Origin of the sequence: Klenkia sesuvii, assembly GCF_037083825.1 — a bacterium.
Taxonomy (GTDB): Bacteria; Actinomycetota; Actinomycetes; order Mycobacteriales; family Geodermatophilaceae; genus Klenkia; species Klenkia sesuvii.
Genome location: NZ_JBAPLU010000003.1, coordinates 204,876 through 226,542 on the forward strand (window position 1 = coordinate 204,876; position 21,667 = coordinate 226,542).

Below are 21,667 nucleotides of genomic sequence, written 5' to 3' on the forward strand. Positions count from 1 at the left end.
GACGCAGCAGCACGCAGGCCAGGGTGACAGCCAGCAACCGGGCAGTGACGGAACGACGCGGGTATAGCGGCCCCCGTTCCGTCACTCCGGAACCGCCGGTCCCACCCGTCCCGGGGACGACTCCCCGGGGGCGTCGGCGCGGCCGAGGTCGTCGCGCGAGGCCAGCACGGCAGCCACCACCTGCACCAGCACCGCGACGAAGGGGCCCACGGCGAGGGCGGCCCGCATGTTGAGGTCGAGCGCGGTGGTGACCACGGTGCCGACCGTGGACAGCTCGTCGGCCGACGGGGCCCTCCCCAGCAGCGCGCCCACCTGCCAGGCGGTCACCGAGGCGGCGAGCATGCCCAGGGCCACCCCCAGCAGCGTGACCACCCCACGGCGGGACGAGCGCAACCAGACCACCAGGCCGGCCAGCACGCCCAGCCCGGCCATGAGCAGGACGTAGACGCCGTCGTCGCCCATGAACAGCTCCGGGTCGACCAGCCCGCCGCCGGTGACCTCGAGGCCGCCGTCGGCGGAGGTGACGGTGAACTGGGCCCGCGGCGCCAGCCACACCCAGAGCAGGCCGACACCCACCCCGAGCACCGCCAGCGCGGCGACCACCAGGGCGGCCGCGGGCAGGTCGGCCCGCCCCCCGCGCAGGCCGGGCACCCCGGCCCGCACGGCGGGCGCACGCGGCGGCTCGGGGTCAGCCGCCGACCCCGCCGCCGGGGCGGCACCGGTGGGTGGGGCGGGGTCGGTCACGGCGGCGATGCAACCACACCCAGCTCAGAGGATGGCGACGCTGGTGGGACCCAGCAGCGCCTTGATGTCGCCCATGAGCGCGGTGCTGGGCCGGACGGAGAGCCGCTGGTCCAGCCGCAGCACCGTCTCCCGCTGACCGTTCACCAGCTTCAGGCGCACCTCGGTGGTGCCCGGGTGGCTGCCGAGCACCTCGCGCAGCCGCTCGACCACCGGCGGGGTGCACCGGGCCGCCGGCATGGACACCAGCACCGGGCCCCGCGGCCCCTCGGTGAGCTCGGGGATGGTCACCTCGGAGCCGAAGATCGACGGGGTGTCGTCGCGGCGCGAGATGCGGCCCTTGACCACCACGATCTGGTCGCGGGCCACCTTGTCCTGCACCTCGAGCCAGGTCTTGGGGAAGAACAGCACCTCGATGCCGGCTTCGAGGTCCTCGATGGTGGCGATGGCCCACGGCGCGCCCTGCTTGTTGGTGCGCGGGGAGACCGCGGTGAGGATGCCCGCCACGGTGACGTTCGCGCCGTCCTCCACCCCGCCGGCCAGGATCTCGGCGAGCGCGGTGTCGGCGTGGCTGGTCAGCACGTGCTCGACGCCGTGCAGCGGGTGGTCGGAGACGTACAGGCCGAGCATGTCGCGCTCGAACACCAGCCGCTCGGCCTTGGACCAGTCGGCGGTCGGGATCGGGATGTCCAGCGCAGCCGACAGCGGGTCGTCGGCGCCGAGGTCGTCACCGCCGCCGAACAGGTCGAACTGGCCCTCGGCCTCGCGCCGCTTGAGCCCCATCGCGGAGTCGACCGCCTGGGCGTGGATCGCGGCGATGCCCTGCCGGGAGTGGCCCAGCGAGTCGAAGGCGCCGGCCTTGGCCAGGGACTCGATGACCTTCTTGTTGCAGGCCACCGTGTCGATCTTGCGCATGAAGTCGGCGAAGTCGCGGAAGGCGCCCTTCTCCTCCCGCGCGCGCCGGATCGAGTCGACGACGTTGTGGCCGACGTTGCGCACCGAGGCCAGCCCGAACCGGATGTCGTCGCCGACGGCGGTGAAGTCCCAGGAGGACTCGTTGACGTCGGGCGGCAGCACCTTGATGCCCATGCGGCGGCATTCGGCCAGGTAGACCGGTCGCCGGTCCTTGTCGTCGCCGACGCTGGTGAGCAGCCCGGCCATGTACTCGGCCGGGTAGTTGGCCTTGAGGTAGGCCGTCCAGTAGGAGACCAGGCCGTAGGCGGCCGAGTGCGCCTTGTTGAAGGCGTAGTCGGCGAAGGGCACCAGGATGTCCCACAGCGTCTTGACCGCCGCGGAGGAGAACCCGTTGGCCTTCATGCCGGCCTCGAAGCCGACGAACTCGGCGTCCAGCACCGACTTCTTCTTCTTGCCCATGGCGCGGCGCAGCAGGTCGGCCTTGCCGAGGGAGTACCCGGCGACCTTCTGCGCGATCGCCATGACCTGCTCCTGGTAGACGATCAGGCCGTAGGTCTGCCCCAGGATCTCCTCCAGCGGCTCGGCCAGCTCCGGGTGGATCGGGGTGATCTCCTGCTGGCCGTTCTTGCGCAGCGCGTAGTTGGTGTGCGAGTTGGCACCCATCGGGCCGGGCCGGTAGAGCGCACCGACGGCCGAGATGTCCTCGAAGTTGTCCGGGCGCATCAGCCGCAGCAGCGAGCGCATCGGGCCGCCGTCGAACTGGAACACCCCGAGGGTCTCCCCGCGCGAGAGCAGCTCGTAGGTCTTGGGGTCGGTGAGCTCCTTGCTGAGCTCGTCGAGGTCGATGGCCGGCTTGCCGTTGGTGACGATGTTGCGCAGCGCGTCGTCGATGACCGTGAGGTTGCGCAGGCCCAGGAAGTCCATCTTGAGCAGGCCGAGGGTCTCGCAGGTCGGGTAGTCGAACTGCGTGATGATGGCGCCGTCGGCCTCGCGCCGCATGATCGGCACGCTGTCGATCAGCGGGTAGCGGCCGATGATGACCCCGGCGGCGTGCACACCCCACTGGCGCTTGAGGCCCTCGAGCTTGCGCGCCTGGTCGACCACCTCGGCCGCGCCCGGGTCGGACTCGTACCGGGCGCGGAACTCCGTGGCCTCCTTGTAGCGCGGGTGGGCCGGGTCGAAGACCCCGGTGAGCGGGATGCCCTTGCCCATCACGTCCGGGGGCATGAGCTTGGTGAGCTCGTCACCGACGGAGAAGGGCCGGTCGAGCACCCGGGCGGCGTCCTTGATCGCGGCCTTGGCCTTGATCGTGCCGTAGGTGACGATCTGGCTGACCCGCTCCTCGCCGTACTTGTCCGACACGTACTTGATGACCTCGCCGCGCCGGCGCTCGTCGAAGTCGATGTCGACGTCGGGCATGGAGACGCGCTCGGGGTTGAGGAAGCGCTCGAAGATCAGGCCGTGCGCCAGCGGGTCGAGGTCGGTGATGCCCATCGCGTAGGCGGCCAGCGAGCCGGCGGCCGACCCGCGCCCCGGGCCCACCCGGATGCCGTTGTCCTTGGCCCAGTTGATGAAGTCGGCGACCACGAGGAAGTACCCCGGGAAGCCCATCTGGGTGATGATCCCGACCTCGTAGTCGGCCTGCTTGCGCACGTGGTCGGGGATGCCGCCGGGCCAGCGCTTGTGCAGACCGCGCTCGACCTCCTTGACGAACCAGGAGGTCTCGTCCTCGCCCTCGGGCAGCGGGAACCGGGGCATGAGGTCGGCGCCCTCGGTGAAGGTGACCTCGCACTGCTCGGCGACCAGCAACGTGTTGTCGCAGGCCTCGGGCATCTCGCGGAACAGCGACCGCATCTCGGCGGCGGACTTGAGGTAGTAGCCGTCGCCGTTGAACTTGAAGCGGTTGGTCTCGTTGAGCCGCGACCCGGTCTGGATGCACAGCAGCGCGTCGTGGGCCTCGGCGTCCTCGCGGTGGGTGTAGTGCAGGTCGTTGGTGGCCAGCAGCGGGATCCCCAGCTCGCGGGCGATCTCCAGCAGCGCGGGCTTGGTCTGCTTCTCGATCGACAGGCCGTGGTCCATGACCTCGGCGTAGAAGTTCTCCCGACCGAAGATGTCCTGGAAGTCGGCGGCGGCCTGGCGGGCCCGGTCGACCTTGCCCGCCCGCAGCCACATGTTGACCTCGCCCGACGGGCAGCCGGTGGTGGCGATGAGGCCCGTGCCGTACTGCTCGAGCAGGTCGCGGTCGAACCGGGGCTTGCGGTACTGGCCCTCGAGGCTGGCCAGCGAGGAGAGCCGGAACAGGTTGTGCATGCCCTCGGTGGTGCGGGCCAGCAGCGTCATGTGGGTGTAGGCGGCCTTGCCCTTGGACGAGGCGCCCTCGCCGTCCTCGTCGGCGATGGCGCCGAAGTCGAACGGTGCCCGGTCGAACCGCGAGCCCGGGGTGTAGTAGCCCTCCATGCCGATGATCGGCTTCACGCCGTTGCCGGTGGCCTGCTTGTAGAAGTCGTAGGCACCGAAGACGTTGCCGTGGTCGGTCATGGCCAGGGCCGGCATGCCCTCCTCGGCGGCGGCCTTGGTCACCTCGGGCAGCTTGGCGGCGCCGTCGAGCATCGAGTACTCGGTGTGCACGTGCAGGTGCACGAAGTTCTCGCTCGGGCCACTGGGCACGGGGGCGCTCCTCACGGGTCGGTGGTGCAGGTGCAGGTGGTGCTGACCGGCGGGGAAGGCCGTGTGCGGGACCGGGGCACCGAGGGGGCACCGGGGGTGCTGACCTCCGATCCTCGCACTGGTGGCTGTCTACTCCGAGGGTCCGACAGAGTCGCGCTGGTCTCCCCGCGTGTCCCACCGGGCGCGCCGGGACGGACCGGCGGGGGGCAGGGCCGAGGCCGGCACGAGCAGGAACCGGAGGTCGACCGCGGCGTGCAGCAGGACGGGCAGCAGCAGCGACCCGGTCTGCAGGTACAGCGCGGCGAACACCCCACCCAGCACCCCGGTCAGCAGCACCCCGCCGACGCCCTGGTAGGCGTGCGCCGCGCCGAACGCCACCGCGGCGACGACCACGAGCCAGCCCGAGGGCAGGCCCGGGGCCAGGGCGGCGACCACGGCCAGCATGAACCCCCGGTACAGCCACTCCTCGCAGACCCCGGCGGTGACGCCCACGAGGGCGAACAACCGCCGCTCCGACGCCGACCGGGGCAGCAGGGCGACGGTCGAGGGCACCGCGGGCTCGCTGTGCCGCCCCTCCCCCGGCCGCGGCGCGCGCGGGGGTGCCGCGGCCAGCGCCCCGGAGCGCAGCGCCCGGGTGGACACCACCACGAAGACCAGCAGCACGGTGCAGGCCAGCGCCGTCGGCCACCCGGGCCAGGCCGTGGGCCAGCGCAGGCCCAGCTGGGCGGCCTGCACGTCGGGAGCGGCCAGGAACACCACGAGGACCAACCCGGACAGGCCCCACTCCAGGATGAGCAACCGCGCGTAGAACGACCGGCGGGCCGCCGCGTCGGTGCGCATGCGGTCCTCGAACCTGCGGTGCAGCACGTGGCCCACGAACGGTTCGCCGACCACCAGGTACGCCGCCACCACGACCGCGGCCAGGGCGGCCGGGCCGAAGTCGGCGAGGGTGTCGGGCAGGCCGGTCACGAGGGCGGGTCAGCGGGGCCGGTCAGGCCTCGGCGCGCAACCGGGCCAGCGCCCCGGCGAGGTCGTCGGGGTAGCTGCTGGCGAACTCCACCCACCGGCCGTCGGCCGGGTGCGCGAAACCCAGCCGCACCGCGTGCAGCCACTGCCGCGCCACGCCGAGGCGGGCGGCCAGGGTGGGGTCGGCGCCGTAGGCCAGGTCGCCGACGAGGGGGTGGCGCAGCGCCGAGAAGTGCACCCGGATCTGGTGGGTGCGCCCGGTCTCGAGCTTGACGTCGACGAGCGAGGCGGCCGGGAACGCCTCCAGCGTGTCGTAGTGGGTCACCGAGGGTCGACCGGTGCTGACGACGGCGAAGCGCCAGTCGTGCTTGGGGTGCCGGTCGATCGGGGCGTCGATGGTGCCCCGGGACGGGTCGGGGTGGCCCTGCACGAGCGCGTGGTAGCCCTTGTCCACGGTGCGCTCCTTGAACGCCTGCTTGAGCAGGGTGTAGGCGCGCTCGCTCTTGGCGACGACCATCAGGCCGGTGGTGGCGGCGTCCAACCGGTGCACGATGCCGCGGCGCTCCTCGGCGCCGCTGGTGGAGATGCGGTAGCCGGCCGCGGCCAGCCCGCCCACGACGGTGGGGCCGTCCCAGCCCGGGCTGCCGTGCGCGGCCACACCGACCGGCTTGTCGACGACGACCAGGTCGTCGTCGTCGTGCACGATGCCCATCCCGACCACCTCGCGCGGCGGCGCGGGGTCCCCCGGCGGCGGGGGCAGCTCCACCTCCAGCCAGCTGCCGGCGGTCAACCGGTCGCCCTTGCCCCGGGCACGCCCGTCGACCAGCACGCGGCCCTCGTCGGCCAGGTCGGCGGCGACGCCCCGGCTGAGCCCGAACAGCCGGCTGAGGGCCTGGTCGACCCGCTGGCCCTCCAGCCCGTCGGGGACCGGGAGCTCGCGGCGCAGGCTGGCGGTCACCCCGCCATTGTGACCGACGATCAGTCCTGGTCGGTGCGCGCGGCCGGGGCGTCGCCGTCCGGACGGCGCCCGGTGCCCCCGTCGGCGCGGGCGGTCCGGCCGGTCGTGTCGTCGGTCGTGTCGTCGGTCGTGCCGTCGGCCGTGTCGTCGGCCGGACCCCGGGAGCCGTCGAACTCGATGCCGCGCACGGCCAGGACGGCGCCCAGGACGCCGCCGCAGACGATGGCGGAGTCGGCCACGTTGAAGATGGGCCAGACCCGGCCGTAGGGGTCGAACAGCGACAGGAAGTCGACGACGCCGCCGCGCAGGAAGCCCGGGTCGCGGAACACCCGGTCGACCAGGTTGCCGACCGCGCCGCCGAGCACGAGCCCGAGGGCCACCGCCCAGCCGGCGCTGAACAGCCGCCGCGCCACCCGCACGATGACCACGACGACGACCGCGGCGATGAGCGTGAACACCACCGTGGCCCCCTCCGCGAAGGAGAAGGCGGCCCCGGTGTTGCGCGCCTCGGTGAGGTACAGCACGCCGCCGAGCAGCCGCAGCGGCTCCCGGTCCGACAGCGTGGCGACCACGACCAGCTTGGTCACCAGGTCCAGGGTCAGGATCCCGGCGGCCAGCCCCAGCAGCAGCCTGGTGCGCGGCCGCCGTCGGGGCGGCACCGCGGGCGCGGGCGGGCGGACGTTGTCCTCGTTCACGCACCGACGGTACCGGGGTCCGCGCGGGTCCCCGGACCGGTGGTGGAGCATGGCGAGGGTCACACCGCCCGGGTGAGGTGCCGGGGCGCCGGTGGGACGACCATGGCAGGCGAGCAGCGGTGATCCCGCTCCCCTGCACGCAACGCGCCGCACCGACCGCGGCGCGGGACCACAGGAAGGCCTCCGTGACCAGCCCCGCCAGCACCGAGCCCACCGCCCAGGAGCCCACCGCACCGGGCGAGTACGCCCACCCGGTCATCCCCGACACCTCGCGACCCGACGTCGTGCTGGTCGGCGGCGGGGTGATGAGCGCGACGCTGGCGGCCCTGCTGGGCATCGTGGCGCCGCACTGGTCAGTGACGCTGTTCGAGGCCGGCGACAAGGTGGCGGCCGAGAGCTCCGACGGCTGGAACAACGCGGGCACCGGGCACTCGGCGCTGTGCGAGCTGAACTACACGCCGGCGGGCAAGGACGGCACGGTCGACCCGACCAAGGCGATCTCGATCAACGAGCAGTTCCAGCTGTCGCGCCAGTTCTGGTCGCACCTGGTGCGCAGCGGGCTCACCGACTCGCCGAAGAACTTCATCACCCCGGTGCCGCACATCAGCTTCGTGCACGGCGAGGAGGGCCAGCGGTACATGCGGGCCCGGCACGCGGCGCTGACCACCTCGCCGCTGTTCGCCGAGCTGGAGCTGACCACCGCGCAGGAGGAGCTGGCCCGCTGGGTGCCGTTGATGATGGAGGGCCGCGACCCGGCCCAGCCCGTCGCCGCCACCCGCTCCACCGCCGGCACCGACGTCGACTTCGGGTCGCTGACCCGGCTGCTGCTGGACCAGGGCACCGCCCGCGGGGTGGCCGTGCACACCGGCACCAGCGTGCAGGACCTCGAGCGCACCTCCGACGGCCGCTGGAAGGTCACCGCCCGGCACCACGCGTCGGGCCAGGAGTTCACCGTCAACGCCGGTTTCGTCTTCGTCGGCGCCGGTGGCGGCGCCCTCCCGCTGCTGCAGCGCGCCGGCATCCCCGAGATCAAGGGGTTCGGCGGGTTCCCCGTCTCCGGCCTGTTCCTCCGCTCGACCAACGAGGCGCTCGCGGCCCGGCACCAGGCCAAGGTCTACGGCCAGGCCGCGGTCGGCGCACCGCCGATGTCCGTGCCGCACCTGGACCTGCGGCTCATCGACGGCCAGCAGTCGTTGCTGTTCGGCCCCTACGCCGGGTTCTCCCCGAAGTTCTTGAAGTCCGGTTCGTGGCTGGACCTCCCCCGGTCGGTACGCCTGGGCAACCTCGGCTCGATGCTCGGGGTCGCCCGCACCCAGACCGCACTGACCCGCTACCTGGTCGGGCAGGTGCTGCAGCGCCCCTCCGACCGCCTCGAGGCCCTCGAGGAGTTCGTGCCCACCGCCGACGGCGACGACTGGGAGATGATCCACGCCGGCCAGCGCGTGCAGGTCATCAAGCAGGACGAGAAGGGCCGCGGGGTGCTGCAGTTCGGCACCGAGCTGGTGGTCGGCGGCGAGGGCAGCATCGCCGGCCTGCTGGGCGCCTCCCCCGGGGCCTCGACCGCGGTGGCCGCGATGCTGGACCTCCTGCGCCGCTGCTTCCCCACCGAGCACGCCGGTTGGGAGCCCCGGCTGCGGGAGGCCATCCCCTCCTACGGCCGCACCCTCGCCGACGACCCGGCCTTGTTCGCCGAGGTCCGCGAGGAGACCACCCGGACGCTGGAGCTCACCGGACCCGTGGAGCTCGCCGGCGCCCGGTGAGGGGTGCCGCGGCCCCGGCCGCGACCACGACCGCGGCTGCCCCGAAGGCCACCGGGGCGCCCGCGTCCAGCAGGGCCGAGGCCAGCGGGGCGCCCGCGGCCTGACCCAGCAGCAGCGCGACGAAGAAGGTCGACACCGCCGGGGCGGGGGTGGCCGAGACCGTTCCCGCCCAGGCGATGAGCCCGGTCGTCGCCGTGGTGAAGCCCAGGCCGAAGACCAGCGCGGCCACCACCGGCACCGCTCCCCCGGGCGGGGCCGCCCAGGCGGCCACCGCTCCGGCGGTCAGCGCCGCCGACACCGACCACGCGCGCACCGGCCCGGCCCGCAGCAGCAGGGGGCCGGCCAGCGCCGCACCGGTGGCACCGACGCCGAGCCAGATCCAGACGCCGAGCGCGGCGTGGTCGCCCAGCCCGCCCTGCTGCAGCACCGTGCGGCCGTGCGTCCACACGGCCGCGCTGCCGACGCCCAGCAGGACCGCCGCGACCACCGGGGTGGCCCACCGGCGCCCGGCATCGGCCCGCTGGGCCCGCCGGCCGGGCCCGGCGTCCCCGCGGGCGGCGACCAGCACGACCGCGGTGACGACGGCGGTCCCGGCCGCCGCAGCGGTCCACGCCACCTGCCAGCGGTCGACGAGCAGGGCCAGCGCCCCGGCGGCGACCAGGCCCGGGCCGGTCCCCGCGTTCACCAGCGCCTGGGCGCGCGGTTCCGCTCCACCGGGCACCGCCCGGCGGACCAGGACGACCAGCCCGGGCGAGGCCGCCCCGGCCCCGGCGCTGCCGACGACCGCGGCGACCGCGAACCCGGTCGCGGAGGTCGTCGTCCCGACGCCGAACGCCCCCAGGACGGCGACCGCACCCGCGCCCGCGACGACCAGCCGCGGTCGACGTTCGCCGTGCACGAAGGCCAGCGCGGCGGCCACGCAGTAGGCCATCGACGTGCCACCGGAGACCAGGCCGACCGCGGTCGTGGACAGGCCCAGGTCGCGCTGGGCGTCCGGCGCGCTCAACCCGACCGCGTAGCGGACGAGGCCGTAGGTGCAGGCGACCAGGGCGGTGCCGGCGGCCACCAGGACAGCAGAACGAAACGCACGTTTCATAGAACGAACGTTACAGTGATGTGGTGACCTCGCGACCCGGAGCTCGAGAACGCCTGCTGGACGCCGCCGACGAGCTCTTCGCCGCCGGCGGCTTCGCCAGCACCCCGGTGGACGCCGTGCTCGCCCGCGCCGGCGTCGCCCCGGCCACCCTCTACGCGCACTTCGGCAGCAAGACCGGCCTGCAGGCCGCCGCGCTGTCGGCCCGCCTGCGGCGCTGGGACGACGCCTGGGCCGCCGCGGTGGCCGCCGCCGACGACGACCGCACCCGCCTGCTCGCCGTGTTCGACGCCCTGGCGGCGTTCCGCTCGACCGGGACGCCCTCCCGCTGGTGCGCCTTCCTCGACGCCGCGGCCGGCGCGGCCGACGACGACGCCGTGGCCGCGACCGCGCTGGCGCAGGACACCGCCCTGCTGCGCGGCCGGCTGGGCGAGCTGGCGGCCCCGGTGGCCGGCGACCGGGCCGAGGAGCTCGCCGAGCACCTGCTGGTGGTGGTGAGCGGCGCCCTGGCGATGGCGCTGCGCACCGACCCGGACCGGGCCTTCGCCCAGGGGCGGGCAACCGCGGCCGCGCTGCTGGCGGGCTGGCGCTAGTCCACCTCGGTGGGGGCGCCGGTCTCGCCGCGCCAGCTGGCCAGCCGGCCGGCCCGGCTGACCGCGCGCAGCCGTCGCTCCGCCTCGGCCCGGGAGCCGCGCGCGGACACCAGCAACGCCTGGTCCCCGCGCATCATCCGGGTGTCGGGGCCCGGCACGAACGGCTTGCCGTCACGGACGACGAGCACCACGGCGGCGTCCTCGGGCAGCCGCAGCTCGGGCAGGTACACCCCGTGCAACCGCGACCCCGGCGGCACGGTCAGCTGCATGAGCTCGGCGCCCAGCTCGTCCAGCGGCGCGGACTCCACGTCGATGTCGCGCGGGGTGATCGGGGTGGCGATGCGCAGCACCCGGGCCACGGCCGGCAGCGAGCCGCCCTGCACGACGGTGAACACCACCACCAGCACGAAGACGATGTCGAAGACCCGGGTGGCCCCGGGGACGGCGGCCGCGACCGGGAAGGTGGCCAGCACGATGGGCACCGCCCCGCGCAGGCCCGCCCACGAGATGAACGCCTGCTGCGACCAGGGCAGCCGGAACCACACGAGGCTGAGCAGCACCGACAGCGGCCGCGCCAGCAGCAGCAGCGCCAGCCCGACCACCAGGGCCTCGGGGACGACGTCGAGCAGCCGCCCCGGGCTGGCCAGCAGGCCCAGCAGCACGAACAGCCCGATCTGGGCCAGCGTGGCCATCCCCTCGGCGAACCCGATGGTGGCGGCCCGGTGCGGCAGCGGGGCGTTGCCGAGCACCAGCCCGCAGAGGTACACCGCCACGAACCCGGAGGTGTGCACCAGGTCGGCCGAGGCGAAGGCCAGCACGCACAGGGCGAGGGTGGCCAGCGGGTAGAAGCCGGCCAGCGGCAGCGCCACCCGGCGCAGCAGCCAGGCCCCGGCGAACCCGACCGCGACGCCGATCACCGACCCGCCGGCCAGCTCGCCGACCACCTCCACCGCGGTGATCCACCAGGGCGCGGCCTCCCCGCCGCCCAGCCGTTCCGACAGCACCAGCACCAGCAGGATCACGGGGGCGTCGTTGAGGCCGGACTCCATCTCCAACGAGGCGGCCACCCGGCGCGGCAACGGCAACCGGCGCAGCGTCGCGAAGACCGCCGCGGCGTCGGTGGAGCTGACCACCGCACCCAGCAGCAGGGCGACCGTCCACGGGAAGTCCAGCAGCCAGACCGCGACCGCCGCGGTGACCGCGACCGAGACCACCACGCCGACGGTGGCCAGCAGCAGGCCCGGCCCGACCGCCCGTCGGACGTCGGACCACCGCGTGGTCAACCCGCCCTCGGCGAGGATGACCACCAGCGCGGCGACGCCCAGGGTCTGGGTCAGCTCGACGTCGGAGAACTGGATGCCCAGGCCGCTCTCGCCCAGGCCCACGCCCAGCGCCAGGTACAGCAGCAGCGCGGGCAGGCCGAGCCGGTCGGAGACCCGCAGGGCGACCGCGGCGGTGAGCACGACGAGGGCCCCGACGGCCAGCGCGACGGTCACCGTCGTCGACATCAGCCAGCCCCCACGGGGGCAGTCTCCCGTACCCGGGTGACGACCGGGTCAGGACGGTGTTCCAGGACTGGGATGATGGACGGCGTGAGCAGCCCCACCTCCCCGTTCCGCCCCCTCCCAGCAGGGGTCGACCTCCCCGCCCTGGAGCACGAGGTCCTCGACCAGTGGGCCGACGAGAAGGTGTTCGCCCGGTCCCTGGAGGCCTCGGCCGGCCGCCCGCAGTGGACCTTCTACGAGGGCCCGCCCACCGCCAACGGCCGTCCGGGCACCCACCACATCGAGGCGCGCGCGTTCAAGGACGTCTTCCCGCGCTTCAAGACCATGCAGGGGTTCTCCGTCCCCCGCCGCGCCGGTTGGGACTGCCACGGCCTGCCGGTCGAGATCGCGGTGGAGAAGGAGCTGGGCTTCAACGGCAAGCCCGACATCGAGGCCTACGGCATCGCCGAGTTCAACGCCCGCTGCCGGGAGTCCGTCGAGCGGCACGTGGCCGACTTCTCCGAGCTCACCGACCGCATGGGCTACTGGGTCGACATGTCCTCGGCCTACTGGACGATGAACCCCGAGTACGTGGAGAGCGTGTGGTGGTCGCTGAAGACCATCTTCGAGAAGGGCCTGCTCACCGAGGACCACCGCGTCGCGCCCTACTGCCCGCGGTGCGGCACGGGGCTGTCCGACCACGAGGTCGCCCAGGGGTACGAGACGGTCACCGACCCCTCGGTGTACGTCTCGCTGCCGGTCACCAGCGGCGAGTGGGCGGGCAGGGCCGACCTGCTGGTCTGGACGACCACGCCCTGGACGCTGCCGAGCAACACCGCGGTCGCGGTCAACCCCGACGTCACCTACCTCGTCGTCCGCACCGAGCGGGACGGCCGTGACCGCACCGTCGTCGTCGCCGAGCCGCTGGTCGCCGCCGTCCTCGGGGCCGACGTGCCCTACGAGGTGCTCGCGACCACCACCGGCCGCGACTGGGAGCGGGTGCACTACCAGCGGCCCTTTCCCCTCGTCGACTTCCCCGAGGGCGACGCGCACTTCGTGCTGCTCGCCGACTACGTCACCACCGACTCCGGCACCGGTCTGGTCCACCAGTCCCCCGCGTTCGGCGCCGAGGACCTCGCGGTCTGCCGGGCCTACGGACTGCCGGTGGTCAACCCCGTCGACGCCACCGGGCACTTCACCGCGGACGTGGGCCTGGTGGGCGGGCACTTCTTCAAGGCCGCCGACCCCACCCTGGTGCAGGACCTCGCCGACCGCGGCGTGCTGTGGCGCGAGCAGCGCTACGAGCACCCCTACCCGCACTGCTGGCGCTGCCACACCCCGCTCATGTACTACGCCCAGCCCTCCTGGTACATCCGCACCAGCGCCGTCAAGGACCAGCTGCTGGCCGAGAACGAGGCCACCCGTTGGCACCCGGAGAACGTGCAGTGGGGCCGCTACGGCGACTGGCTGCACAACAACGTCGACTGGGCACTGTCCCGCGACCGGTACTGGGGCACCCCGCTGCCGATCTGGCGCAACGAGCTGGACCCGTCGCACCTGGTCGCCGTCGGCTCGCTGGCCGAGCTGTCCGAGCTCACCGGCCGCGACCTGGCCGACCTCGACCCGCACCGGCCCTTCATCGACGACGTCACCTTCACGCTGCCCGGGGTCGACGGCGAGTTCCGCCGGGTGCGGCAGGTCATCGACGCCTGGTACGACTCCGGGTCGATGCCCTTCGCGCAGTGGGGCGCCCCGCACCGCAACCAGGAGCAGTTCGAGGCCGCGTACCCGGCGCAGTTCATCTGCGAGGCGATCGACCAGACCCGCGGCTGGTTCTACACGCTCATGGCCGTGGGCACCCTGGTGTTCGGGAAGTCCTCCTACGAGGACGTCCTGTGCCTGGGCCACATCCTGGCCGAGGACGGCCGCAAGATGAGCAAGCACCTGGGCAACATCCTCGAGCCCATCCCGCTGATGGACCGGCACGGCGCCGACGCCGTCCGCTGGTTCATGCTGGCCGGCGGGTCGCCGTGGCAGGCCCGGCGGGTGGGCCACGAGACGCTGTCCGAGGTCGTCCGCAAGGTGCTGCTGACCTACTGGAACACCGCCTCGTTCTTCACCCTGTACGCCTCGACCAACGGCTGGGACCCGGCCTCCTCCCCCGCCCCGGCGGCGGCCGACCGTCCGCTGCTGGACCGCTGGGCGCTGGCCTCGCTGGCCACCGTCACCGACGGCGTGACGCAGGCGCTCGAGGAGTTCGACACCCAGACCGCGGGCAAGCTCCTCGCGGCCTTCGTCGACGACCTGTCCAACTGGTACGTCCGGCGGTCGCGCCGGCGGTTCTGGGACGGCGACCCGGCTGCCCTCGGCACGTTGCACGAGGTGCTCGACGGCCTCACCCGGCTGATGGCCCCGTTCACCCCGTTCGTCACCGAGCGGGTGTGGCGGGAGGTCGTCGCCCCGGGCCTCACCTCCGCCGACGGCGCACCGGTGCCCGACTCGGTGCACCTGTCCTCGTGGCCCGAGGTGGACGCCGCCGCCCGCGACGACCGGCTCGTCGAGCAGATGGACGTCGTCCGGCGGTTGGTGGAGCTGGGCCGCTCGGCCCGGACGGCGGCCAAGGTGCGCACCCGGCAGCCGCTGGCCCGCGCCCTGGTCGCCGCACCCGGCTGGGCGGAGCTGCCGCGTGACCTGGTCGCCGAGGTGGCCGAGGAGCTCAACGTCGCCGAGCTCGCCCCGGTGGCCGAGGCCGGCGGCGGCCTGGTCGACGTGACCGTCAAGATCGACTTCCGGGCGGTCGGCCGGCGGATGGGCAAGCAGGTGCAGGCGGTCGCCCGGGCCGTCGCCGCCGAGGACCCCACCGCGCTCGTCGCCGCCTACCGGGCGGGTACCGCGTCGGTCGTGGTCGAGGGCGCCGACGTGCCCCTCGAGGACGGCGACCTGGTGGTCACCGAGACCCCTCGGGAGGGCTGGACCGTGGCCTCGGCCGGCGGGCTCACCGTCGCGCTCGACCTCGCGCTCACCCCGGAGCTGGAGCGGGCCGGCCTGGTCCGCGAGGTGGTCCGCCTGGTGCAGGACGCCCGCAAGGCCGCCGGGTTCGAGGTCAGCGACCGCATCGAGCTGTGGTGGACCGCCGACGGGCAGCTGGCCCAGGCGCTGACCGAGGCGTCCGGTCAGCTGGCCGGGGAGGTGCTCGCCGCGACGGTGCACCCAGGCGAGGCCGGCCAGGGCGAAGGCGTGGAGACACCCGCCGGTGGTCGCATCTGGGTCGCCCGCGCCTGACCGCCCACCCCAGCCCGTGCCTCGGCCCGGGCACGGGGCCACCCGCACGCCGCTGGATGTGACTTCTTGCGGGGTCCGGCGCCACGGACCCCGCCGGATGTCACATCCGGGTCGCCCGCGCCTGACCTCCCACCCCAGCCCGCGCCTGACCTCCCACCCCAGCCCGTGCCTCAGCCCGGGCACGGGGCCGGCCACCCGCACGCCGCTGGATGTGACTTCCTGCGGGGTCCGACGCCACGGACCCCGCCGGATGTCACATCCGGCGGGGCGGGCCGGGGTTGGACGGGGCCCGGGGTTGGCCGGGGCCCGGGGTCCGGACGGAGCCCGGGGTCGGGACGGCGCCCGGGGCCGGGCGGCGAGGCTAGGAGCGGGCGGCGGCGCGACGCCGGCGCTCGGCATCGGCCAGGCTGCGGTCGGGTCGGCAGATGCCGCAGGCGGTGAACCCGTCGCGCTTGGCCTCGTCCAGCGGGAGGCCGAACGTCTCCTGGCCCTCCGTCACCGCACACCCCTCGAGGTGGTAGCGGGGGTGCTCGTCGACGACGAAGACCTCGTCGGTCAGGTCGATCACCAGCAGCAGGTCGGTGACGACGACGTCCTCCTCGACCGGCTCGCCGTCCTCCCCCAGCACGATCGGCCGGACAACGGCATGCGTCCCGGTGCCCGGACCCTCGGACGCCGCGGGGGCGGCCGAGGGGTTCGACGGTGCCGAGGCTCCCGGGGCGGGCGCGGCCACGGGACCACCGGTCCGGACGGCGGCGTCGAGGCCCGCAGGCGGCGGCTGGACACCGGCGGGCGCGACCGTCCCTGCGGGGTCAGCCGTGCCGTCGGGATCAACCGTGCGGTCGGGGTCAGCCGCGCCATCGGAGGCAGCCGCGCCATCGGGGTCATCCGCGCCATCGGAGGCAGCCGCGCCGTCGGGGGCGCCCATGCCGTCGGGGGCAGCCGCAACGTCGGGGGCAGCCGCGCCGTCGGGCGCCTTCTCCGCCGCCGACCCATCGGTGGTGCTGGGTGCGTCCGCCACGGGCGGCGCGGCGGCGGCCTGGGGTGCGTCACCGGCAGCGGGCTCGGCGGGCGCCGACCGCGCCGACCGCAGATCGGCCAGCTCGGCCCGCAGCGCAGCGATCTCCGCGGCCACCGCGGGCTCGGCACCGCCGGACCCGGCCGCGGCAGGCTCGACGGCCCCCGCGGCCGCCGGGGCGGCAGCCCGCCCGGTGCCCCCAGCAGGGACGGCCTCCGCGGGCTCGGGCTTCGCCGCGGAGGCCGCGGAGGTCTCGGAGGCCTCGGAGGCCGCGGAGGCCGCGGAGGCCGCGGAGGCCGCGGAGGCCGCGGAGGCCGCGGAGGCCGCGGAGGCCGCGGAGGTCTCGGAGGCCTCGGAGGCCGCAACTGCCGTGGCGCTGGCCCGGCGTCGCTGCACGGACTGCACGGCCAGCACCGCGGCGGCCAGGGCGCTCACGCCCACCGAGCCCCACAGCATCGCCGTCTGGCCGTCACCCAGCCCGCCGACCAGCAGCGCGCCGGCCACGAGGATGAGCAACCCGGCGACCACGATCACGGCCGCAGCGTAACCGGCACCACACGACGGAGCCCCCGCAGACCTGGTCTGCGGGGGCTCCGGGGTCGAGCGGGGGGTCAGGCGCCGGCGTGCTGGTTCTGCCGGGCGTTCGAGGCGGGCTCGGCCGAGCCGCGGCTGTCCAGGTCGCGCAGGTGCGACTCGAGGTAGGACCGCAGCCGGGTGCGGTACTCGCGCTCGAAGGTGCGCAGCTCCTCGATCTTGCGCTCGAGGCTGCTGCGCTTCTCCTCCAGGGAGCCCATGACCTCGACGTGCTTGCGCTCGGCCTCCTGGTCGAGGGCGGTGGCCTTCGCGCGGGCCTCGCGCTCCATCGTGTCGGCGCGGGTGCGGGCGTCGCCCACCATCGCGTCGGCGCGCTGCTTGGCCTCGGCCAGCTGCTGCTCGCTCTTGGCGCGCGCGTCGGCCAGCATGCGGTCGCTGTTGGACTTGGCGCTGCCGACCAGCTGGTCGGCCTGCTGCTTGGCCTCGTTGACGTACCGGTCGGCGGTCTCGGTGGCCAGGGTGAGCATGCGGGAGGCGCGCACCCCGTCGTCCTCGCGGGACTGCGGGGCCGGCGGCGGGGTGGCCGCGACCGGCTCGGCGGGGCGCTCCTCGGTGCGGGCGGCGCCGCCCCCGTTGTTGCGGAGCTCGTTGTTCTCCTCGATCAGCCGGGCCAGCTCGGCCTCGACGACGTCGAGGAAGGCGTCGACCTCGTCCTCGTCGTAGCCACGCTTGCCGATCGGCGGCTTCTTGAAGACGACGTTGTGCACGTCGGCGGGCGTGAGTGGCATCGGGTCACCTCGGGTCGGACGGGAGGAACAGGGCGCAGTCTCCACGGGCGGCGCGTGGCCACGACCGCAGGACCGGTCCCAGGACGGCAGAACTGGTCACACGTTCGCAGCCAGTGAATCGACGATGCCGCGCAGGATGAACACGGCGATCAGGAGCACCATAAACCCGAGGTCCAACCTGATGCTGCCCAGGTTCAACGGCGGGACCACCTTGCGCACCGCCTTCAACGGCGGGTCGGTGGCTGCGTACACGACCTCCAGGCCCGCGGCCACGGCGCCCGACGGGCGCCAGCTGCGGGCCAGGACCATCACCCAGTCCACCACGAACCGGGCGAACAGCAGGATCAGGAACACGAGCAGGATCGACGACACGATCTGCAGGAGAAGGGACACGGTCCTCGCTCGTTCGGGGCTGGGCGGGCACGGGCCCGCCGGCAGCCGGGTGGGTCAGGGCTGGCTGGGGAACCCGCCCTCGCGGATGCGGGCCTTGTCCTCGGCGGTCACGTCGGTGCCGGCCGGGGAGAGCAGGAACACCTTGGCCGTGACGCGCTCGATACTACCGTGCAGGCCGAAGGACAGGCCGGCGGCGAAGTCCACGAGGCGCTTGGCATCGGCGTCGTCCATCTCGGCCAGGTTCATCAGCACCGCGTCGCCGTCGCGGAAGCGTTCGCCGATGGTGCGGGCCTCGTTGTAGGTCTGGGGCACCAGCGTGGTGATGCGGTAGGACTGGGGGGCCGGCGTCGCCGGGGCGGGCGCCGGCGGCGCCACGGCCGGCTCGGGCGCCGCCAGGGCCGCGGCGGTCGCACCCACGGGCCCCGACGTCGCGGTCCCGCCACCCAGGGCGGAGCCACCGGCGAGGGCCGAGCCGACCGCGCGACCCGAGCCACCCAGCCGGGGGCCGACGGTCGCCGGTGCGGCCAGGTCCAGCCGACGCGGGCCGGCGCGGCGCGCCAGCGGGGGCTCCGGGGCGGCGAGCTCCTCGGCCGGCAGCTCCTCCGAGGGGTACTCGGTCGAGGGGTAGCCCGGCTCGTCGTAGCCGCCCTCGTAGGCGCCGTCGTAGCCGTAGTGGCCACGCTCGCCCCGCCGGTCGGTCCGGTCGTCGTAGTCGGACTGCCGCGCGTCGTAGCGCCCGTAGGCCCGCACGTCGTCGTCCTCGACGAGTCCGAGGTAGATGCCCATCTTGCGCATGGCGCCGGCCATCGAAGGGCCCCTCTCTCTGCTGGTCGTCATCCGTGACTGTGGGACTCGTGGGACGGACGTGCCTGGTGTGCCCTACGGTCCTGATCCGGAGGCTAGGGGGCGCGAGCCGAACAACGCGGTTCCGACACGCACGACGGTGGCGCCGGCGGCGACGGCGTCCTCCAGGTCGGCGCTCATCCCCGCCGACAGCTCGCCGGCCTCCGGGTGGTCGGCCCGCACCCGGGTCGCCAGGACGGCCAGCCGGTCGAAGGCCGGTCGCGGCGGACCGCCGCGCGGGGCCACGGCCATGAGCCCGCGCAACCGCAGCGACGGGTGGCCCGCGACGGCGTCGGCGAGCTCGACGGCGTGCTCGGGGGCCACTCCCCCGCGGGCCGCCGCCTCGCCCTCCGGGCCGCCCAGGTCGACCTGGACGAACACCTCGGTCACCACCTCGGCCCGCTCGGCCACGCCGGCCAACCGCTCGACCAGCGAGACCCGGTCCACGGACTGGACGACGGCACCGGCGCCGACCACGGCGGTGGCCTTGTTGCGCTGCAGCTGGCCCACCAGGTGCCAGCGCAGGTCGAGGTGACCGAGCTCCTCGGCCTTGGCCACCAGCTCCTGCACCTTGTTCTCGGCGAACTCCCGCTGCCCGAGCTCGGCCAGGGCGGCGACGTCGGCCGCCGGCCAGGTCTTGCTGACCGCGAGCAGGGCCACCCCGCCGGGGTCCCGCCCGGCCGCCTGCGCAGCCTGCTCGATCCGCGTGCGGACGGCCGCCAGGTTGTCCGCCAGCGTGCTCACGCCGCGTCCAGCCACACGACGCCGGCCTGCCGACCGGTGACGCCGTCGCGGCGGTGCGAGAACAGCCGCCGGTCCTCGACGGTGCAGCGCGGGTCGGTCACGACCTGCCCGACGCCGGCGCCGCGCAGCACCTGGGCGAGCCCGGCCCGCAGATCCAGGGCCGGGGTGCCGGTGCGCGACCGGACGGCGGCGTCGCGGGCCACCCGGGCGACCTGGACCTGCATGGCCCGGGGCACCTCGTAGTCCGCGCCGCAGACCGCCGGCCCGAGCAGGGCCTGCACGTCGGCCGGGCGGGCGCCCAGGTCGACCATCGCTCCCAGCGCCGCGGTGACGACGCCCTGCCGCACGCCCTCGCGGCCGGCGTGCACCGCGGCGACCACCCCGGCGACCGGGTCGGCCAGCAGCACCGGCACGCAGTCGGCGACCAGCACGCAGAGCACCAGCCCCGGCTCGGCGGTCACCAGGGCGTCGACCGCCGGCGGCGGTCCGGCCTGGCGCCCCTCCACCACCGCCACGCCGGCACCGTGCACCTGCTCCATCCAGACCAGCGCACCCGGGTCGACCCGCAGCTCACGGGCCAGCCGGGCGCGGTTGGCCGCGACGTCGTCGGGGTCGTCACCCACGTGCCCACCGAGGTTGAAGGCGTCGTAGGGCGACGACGAACGGCCGCCCCGCCGATCGGTGACCACCCGCCGGGGGCGGAGGGACCGGGTCGGCGGGGCGGCCAGGTGACGTTCTGGAACGGCCTCGGTGCAGGGTCCCGCGCCGAGCGTGCGAGGTGTGGGGGGCACCGAGGTCCTTCTACTGGGAGCGGAGGAACTCGGGGATGTCGAGCTCCTCCTCGAAGTCGTCCGAGGAGAGCGGACGGCGGCCGCCCTGCACCGGACCGGGGATCGGCGGCAGGGGCGGCGGCACGGAGATGCCCCCGCCCTGCGTCGGGGTGCGCGGGGCGGCCTGCGGGGAGCCGGCACCGGACCCGGACACCAGCCGTTCACCGGTCTGCCGCGGGGCCGACGGCGCGGGCTGGGCCTGCTGCACCGGCCGCGGCTGGGCCTGCGACGGCATCGACGCGGGCGCCGAGGAGCTGGCCGGGGCGGCGTCCTTGCGGGCGGTGCCGCTGGGCTTGCCGCCGTCGAACCCGGCGGCGATCACCGTCACCCGCACCTCGTCACCCAGGGCGTCGTCGATGACGGCACCGAAGATGATGTTGGCGTCGGCGTGCGCGGCGTCGGAGACCAGCGAGGCGGCCTCGTTGATCTCGAACAGGCCGAGGTCCGACCCGCCCGAGATCGACAGCAGGACGCCGTGGGCGCCCTCCATGGAGGCCTCCAGCAGCGGGGAGGCGATCGCCTGCTCGGCGGCCAGCAGCGCGCGGTTGTCCCCGCGGGCGCTGCCGATGCCCATGAGCGCTGACCCCGCACCCGACATGACCGACTTGACGTCGGCGAAGTCGAGGTTGATCAGACCGGGCGTGGTGATCAGGTCGGTGATGCCCTGGACACCGGACAGCAGCACCTGGTCGGCGGTGCGGAAGGCGTCCATCACCGAGACGTTGCGGTCGCCCAGCTGCAGCAGCCGGTCGTTCGGGATCACGATGAGCGTGTCGCACTCGTTGCGCAGCTCGTCGATGCCCGACTCGGCCTGCACGGCCCGCCGCTTCCCCTCGAAGGAGAACGGCCGGGTGACCACACCGATGGTGAGCGCGCCGAGCTTGCGGGCGATCGAGGCCACCACGGGGGCGCCACCGGTGCCCGTGCCACCTCCCTCGCCGGCGGTGACGAAGACCATGTCGGCCCCCTTGAGGACCTCCTCGATTTCCTCGCGGTGGTCCTCGGCGGCCTGACGGCCCACGTCGGGCTGGGCGCCGGCGCCCAGGCCGCGGGTGAGCTCGCGACCGACGTCGAGCTTGACGTCGGCATCGCTCATCAGCAACGCCTGCGCGTCGGTGTTGATCGCGATGAACTCGACCCCCTTGAGGCCGACCTCGATCATGCGGTTGACCGCGTTCACCCCGCCGCCGCCGATGCCGACGACCTTGATGACCGCGAGGTAGTTGTGCGGAGGTGTCATGCTGCGCTCCCCAACTGGACCCTCATCCTCAGGTTAAGCCTTATAGTTATGTCAACTAGGGCGATGGGGGCGACGCTAGGTGTGCCCGGAGCCCGATGCCAGCACCCTCGGCGGGTGCGGCGT

At 74.4% G+C, this 21,667-nt stretch carries 17 protein-coding genes; 3 read left to right on the top strand and 14 right to left on the bottom strand.

Translation table 11 applies throughout. From position 1 onward, the window contains the following. Positions 1-81: 81 nt before the first annotated feature. The 5 genes from TEK04_RS04515 to lspA all read right to left on the bottom strand — a co-directional run bounded on the left by TEK04_RS04515 (position 82) and on the right by lspA (position 6,942). Positions 82-744: a DUF2567 domain-containing protein gene (locus tag TEK04_RS04515; RefSeq protein WP_336403118.1), complete on the bottom strand. Its 663-nt coding sequence runs from the start codon at positions 742-744 to the stop codon at positions 82-84. 24 nt (positions 745-768) lie between these two features. Then, positions 769-4,323 (bottom strand): DNA polymerase III subunit alpha, encoded by a 3,555-nt coding sequence (gene dnaE, locus TEK04_RS04520; protein WP_336403119.1) that lies wholly within the window; start codon positions 4,321-4,323, stop codon positions 769-771. A 129-nt stretch (positions 4,324-4,452) separates the two neighbouring features. Further along, positions 4,453-5,292, bottom strand: coding sequence for a CPBP family intramembrane glutamic endopeptidase (locus TEK04_RS04525; protein WP_336403120.1), 840 nt, complete (start codon positions 5,290-5,292; stop codon positions 4,453-4,455). Between the two features lie 22 nt (positions 5,293-5,314). Further along, positions 5,315-6,247: an RluA family pseudouridine synthase gene (locus TEK04_RS04530; RefSeq protein WP_336403121.1), complete on the bottom strand. Its 933-nt coding sequence runs from the start codon at positions 6,245-6,247 to the stop codon at positions 5,315-5,317. A 20-nt stretch (positions 6,248-6,267) separates the two neighbouring features. After that, on the bottom strand, positions 6,268-6,942 hold the full coding sequence (gene lspA, locus TEK04_RS04535; RefSeq protein ID WP_336403122.1) for a signal peptidase II: 675 nt from the start codon (positions 6,940-6,942) through the stop codon (positions 6,268-6,270). 185 nt (positions 6,943-7,127) lie between these two features. On the opposite strand from lspA, the gene TEK04_RS04540 reads away from it, so the two are divergent. Next, the gene (locus TEK04_RS04540) at positions 7,128-8,702 is read left to right on the top strand and encodes a malate:quinone oxidoreductase (RefSeq protein WP_336403123.1); all 1,575 of its coding nucleotides are present in this window, start codon (positions 7,128-7,130) and stop codon (positions 8,700-8,702) included. Here the strand turns inward: TEK04_RS04540 and TEK04_RS04545 are convergent. After that, positions 8,668-9,768 carry an MFS transporter gene (locus TEK04_RS04545; protein ID WP_336403124.1) on the bottom strand — a complete coding sequence of 367 codons (1,101 nt, stop codon included), beginning with the start codon at positions 9,766-9,768 and terminating at the stop codon, positions 8,668-8,670. The two genes, TEK04_RS04540 and TEK04_RS04545, sit on opposite strands and share 35 nt — an antisense overlap. A gap of 53 nt (positions 9,769-9,821) precedes the next feature. Between TEK04_RS04545 and TEK04_RS04550 the strand changes: the two genes are divergently transcribed. Continuing rightward, on the top strand, positions 9,822-10,388 hold the full coding sequence (locus TEK04_RS04550) for a TetR/AcrR family transcriptional regulator (RefSeq protein WP_336403125.1): 567 nt from the start codon (positions 9,822-9,824) through the stop codon (positions 10,386-10,388). Here TEK04_RS04550 and TEK04_RS04555 read toward each other — a convergent pair. After that, complete coding sequence (locus TEK04_RS04555; protein WP_336403126.1) at positions 10,385-11,896, bottom strand: potassium/proton antiporter; 1,512 nt, start codon at positions 11,894-11,896, stop codon at positions 10,385-10,387. The two genes, TEK04_RS04550 and TEK04_RS04555, sit on opposite strands and share 4 nt — an antisense overlap. Positions 11,897-11,971: 75 nt before the next feature. Between TEK04_RS04555 and ileS the strand changes: the two genes are divergently transcribed. Further along, entirely contained in the window at positions 11,972-15,154 is a 3,183-nt protein-coding gene (gene ileS / locus TEK04_RS04560; protein ID WP_336403127.1) for an isoleucine--tRNA ligase, read from the top strand. A gap of 361 nt (positions 15,155-15,515) precedes the next feature. On the opposite strand, the gene TEK04_RS04565 is transcribed toward ileS, so the two are convergent. The 7 genes from TEK04_RS04565 to ftsZ all read right to left on the bottom strand — a co-directional run bounded on the left by TEK04_RS04565 (position 15,516) and on the right by ftsZ (position 21,544). Next, entirely contained in the window at positions 15,516-16,706 is a 1,191-nt protein-coding gene (locus TEK04_RS04565) for a hypothetical protein (protein ID WP_336403128.1), read from the bottom strand. A gap of 77 nt (positions 16,707-16,783) precedes the next feature. Next, the gene (locus TEK04_RS04570; RefSeq protein ID WP_336403129.1) at positions 16,784-17,494 is read right to left on the bottom strand and encodes a DivIVA domain-containing protein; all 711 of its coding nucleotides are present in this window, start codon (positions 17,492-17,494) and stop codon (positions 16,784-16,786) included. Positions 17,495-17,590: 96 nt separating this feature from the next. Beyond that, positions 17,591-17,887, bottom strand: coding sequence for a YggT family protein (locus tag TEK04_RS04575; protein ID WP_336403130.1), 297 nt, complete (start codon positions 17,885-17,887; stop codon positions 17,591-17,593). A 54-nt stretch (positions 17,888-17,941) separates the two neighbouring features. After that, positions 17,942-18,694 (bottom strand): cell division protein SepF, encoded by a 753-nt coding sequence (locus TEK04_RS04580; protein WP_336403131.1) that lies wholly within the window; start codon positions 18,692-18,694, stop codon positions 17,942-17,944. 72 nt (positions 18,695-18,766) lie between these two features. Continuing rightward, complete coding sequence (locus TEK04_RS04585; RefSeq protein WP_336403132.1) at positions 18,767-19,474, bottom strand: YggS family pyridoxal phosphate-dependent enzyme; 708 nt, start codon at positions 19,472-19,474, stop codon at positions 18,767-18,769. Next, on the bottom strand, positions 19,471-20,163 hold the full coding sequence (pgeF, locus tag TEK04_RS04590; RefSeq protein WP_432277315.1) for a peptidoglycan editing factor PgeF: 693 nt from the start codon (positions 20,161-20,163) through the stop codon (positions 19,471-19,473). Before pgeF ends, TEK04_RS04585 begins: the two co-directional genes overlap by 4 nt. Before the next feature lie 112 nt (positions 20,164-20,275). After that, on the bottom strand, positions 20,276-21,544 hold the full coding sequence (ftsZ, locus tag TEK04_RS04595; protein ID WP_336403134.1) for a cell division protein FtsZ: 1,269 nt from the start codon (positions 21,542-21,544) through the stop codon (positions 20,276-20,278). Between the last annotated feature and the right edge of the window lie 123 nt (positions 21,545-21,667).

Bases quoted from the DNA above. Each gene is read 5' to 3' on its own strand.
- TEK04_RS04555 (WP_336403126.1), bottom strand. From the start codon at position 11,896: ATGTCGACGACGGTGACCGTCGCGCTGGCCGTCGGGGCCCTCGTCGTG.
- TEK04_RS04580 (WP_336403131.1), bottom strand. From the start codon at position 18,694: ATGGCCGGCGCCATGCGCAAGATGGGCATCTACCTCGGACTCGTCGAG.
- ileS (WP_336403127.1), top strand. From the start codon at position 11,972: ATGGACGGCGTGAGCAGCCCCACCTCCCCGTTCCGCCCCCTCCCAGCA.
- ftsZ (WP_336403134.1), bottom strand. From the start codon at position 21,544: ATGACACCTCCGCACAACTACCTCGCGGTCATCAAGGTCGTCGGCATC.
- TEK04_RS04570 (WP_336403129.1), bottom strand. From the start codon at position 17,494: ATGCCACTCACGCCCGCCGACGTGCACAACGTCGTCTTCAAGAAGCCG.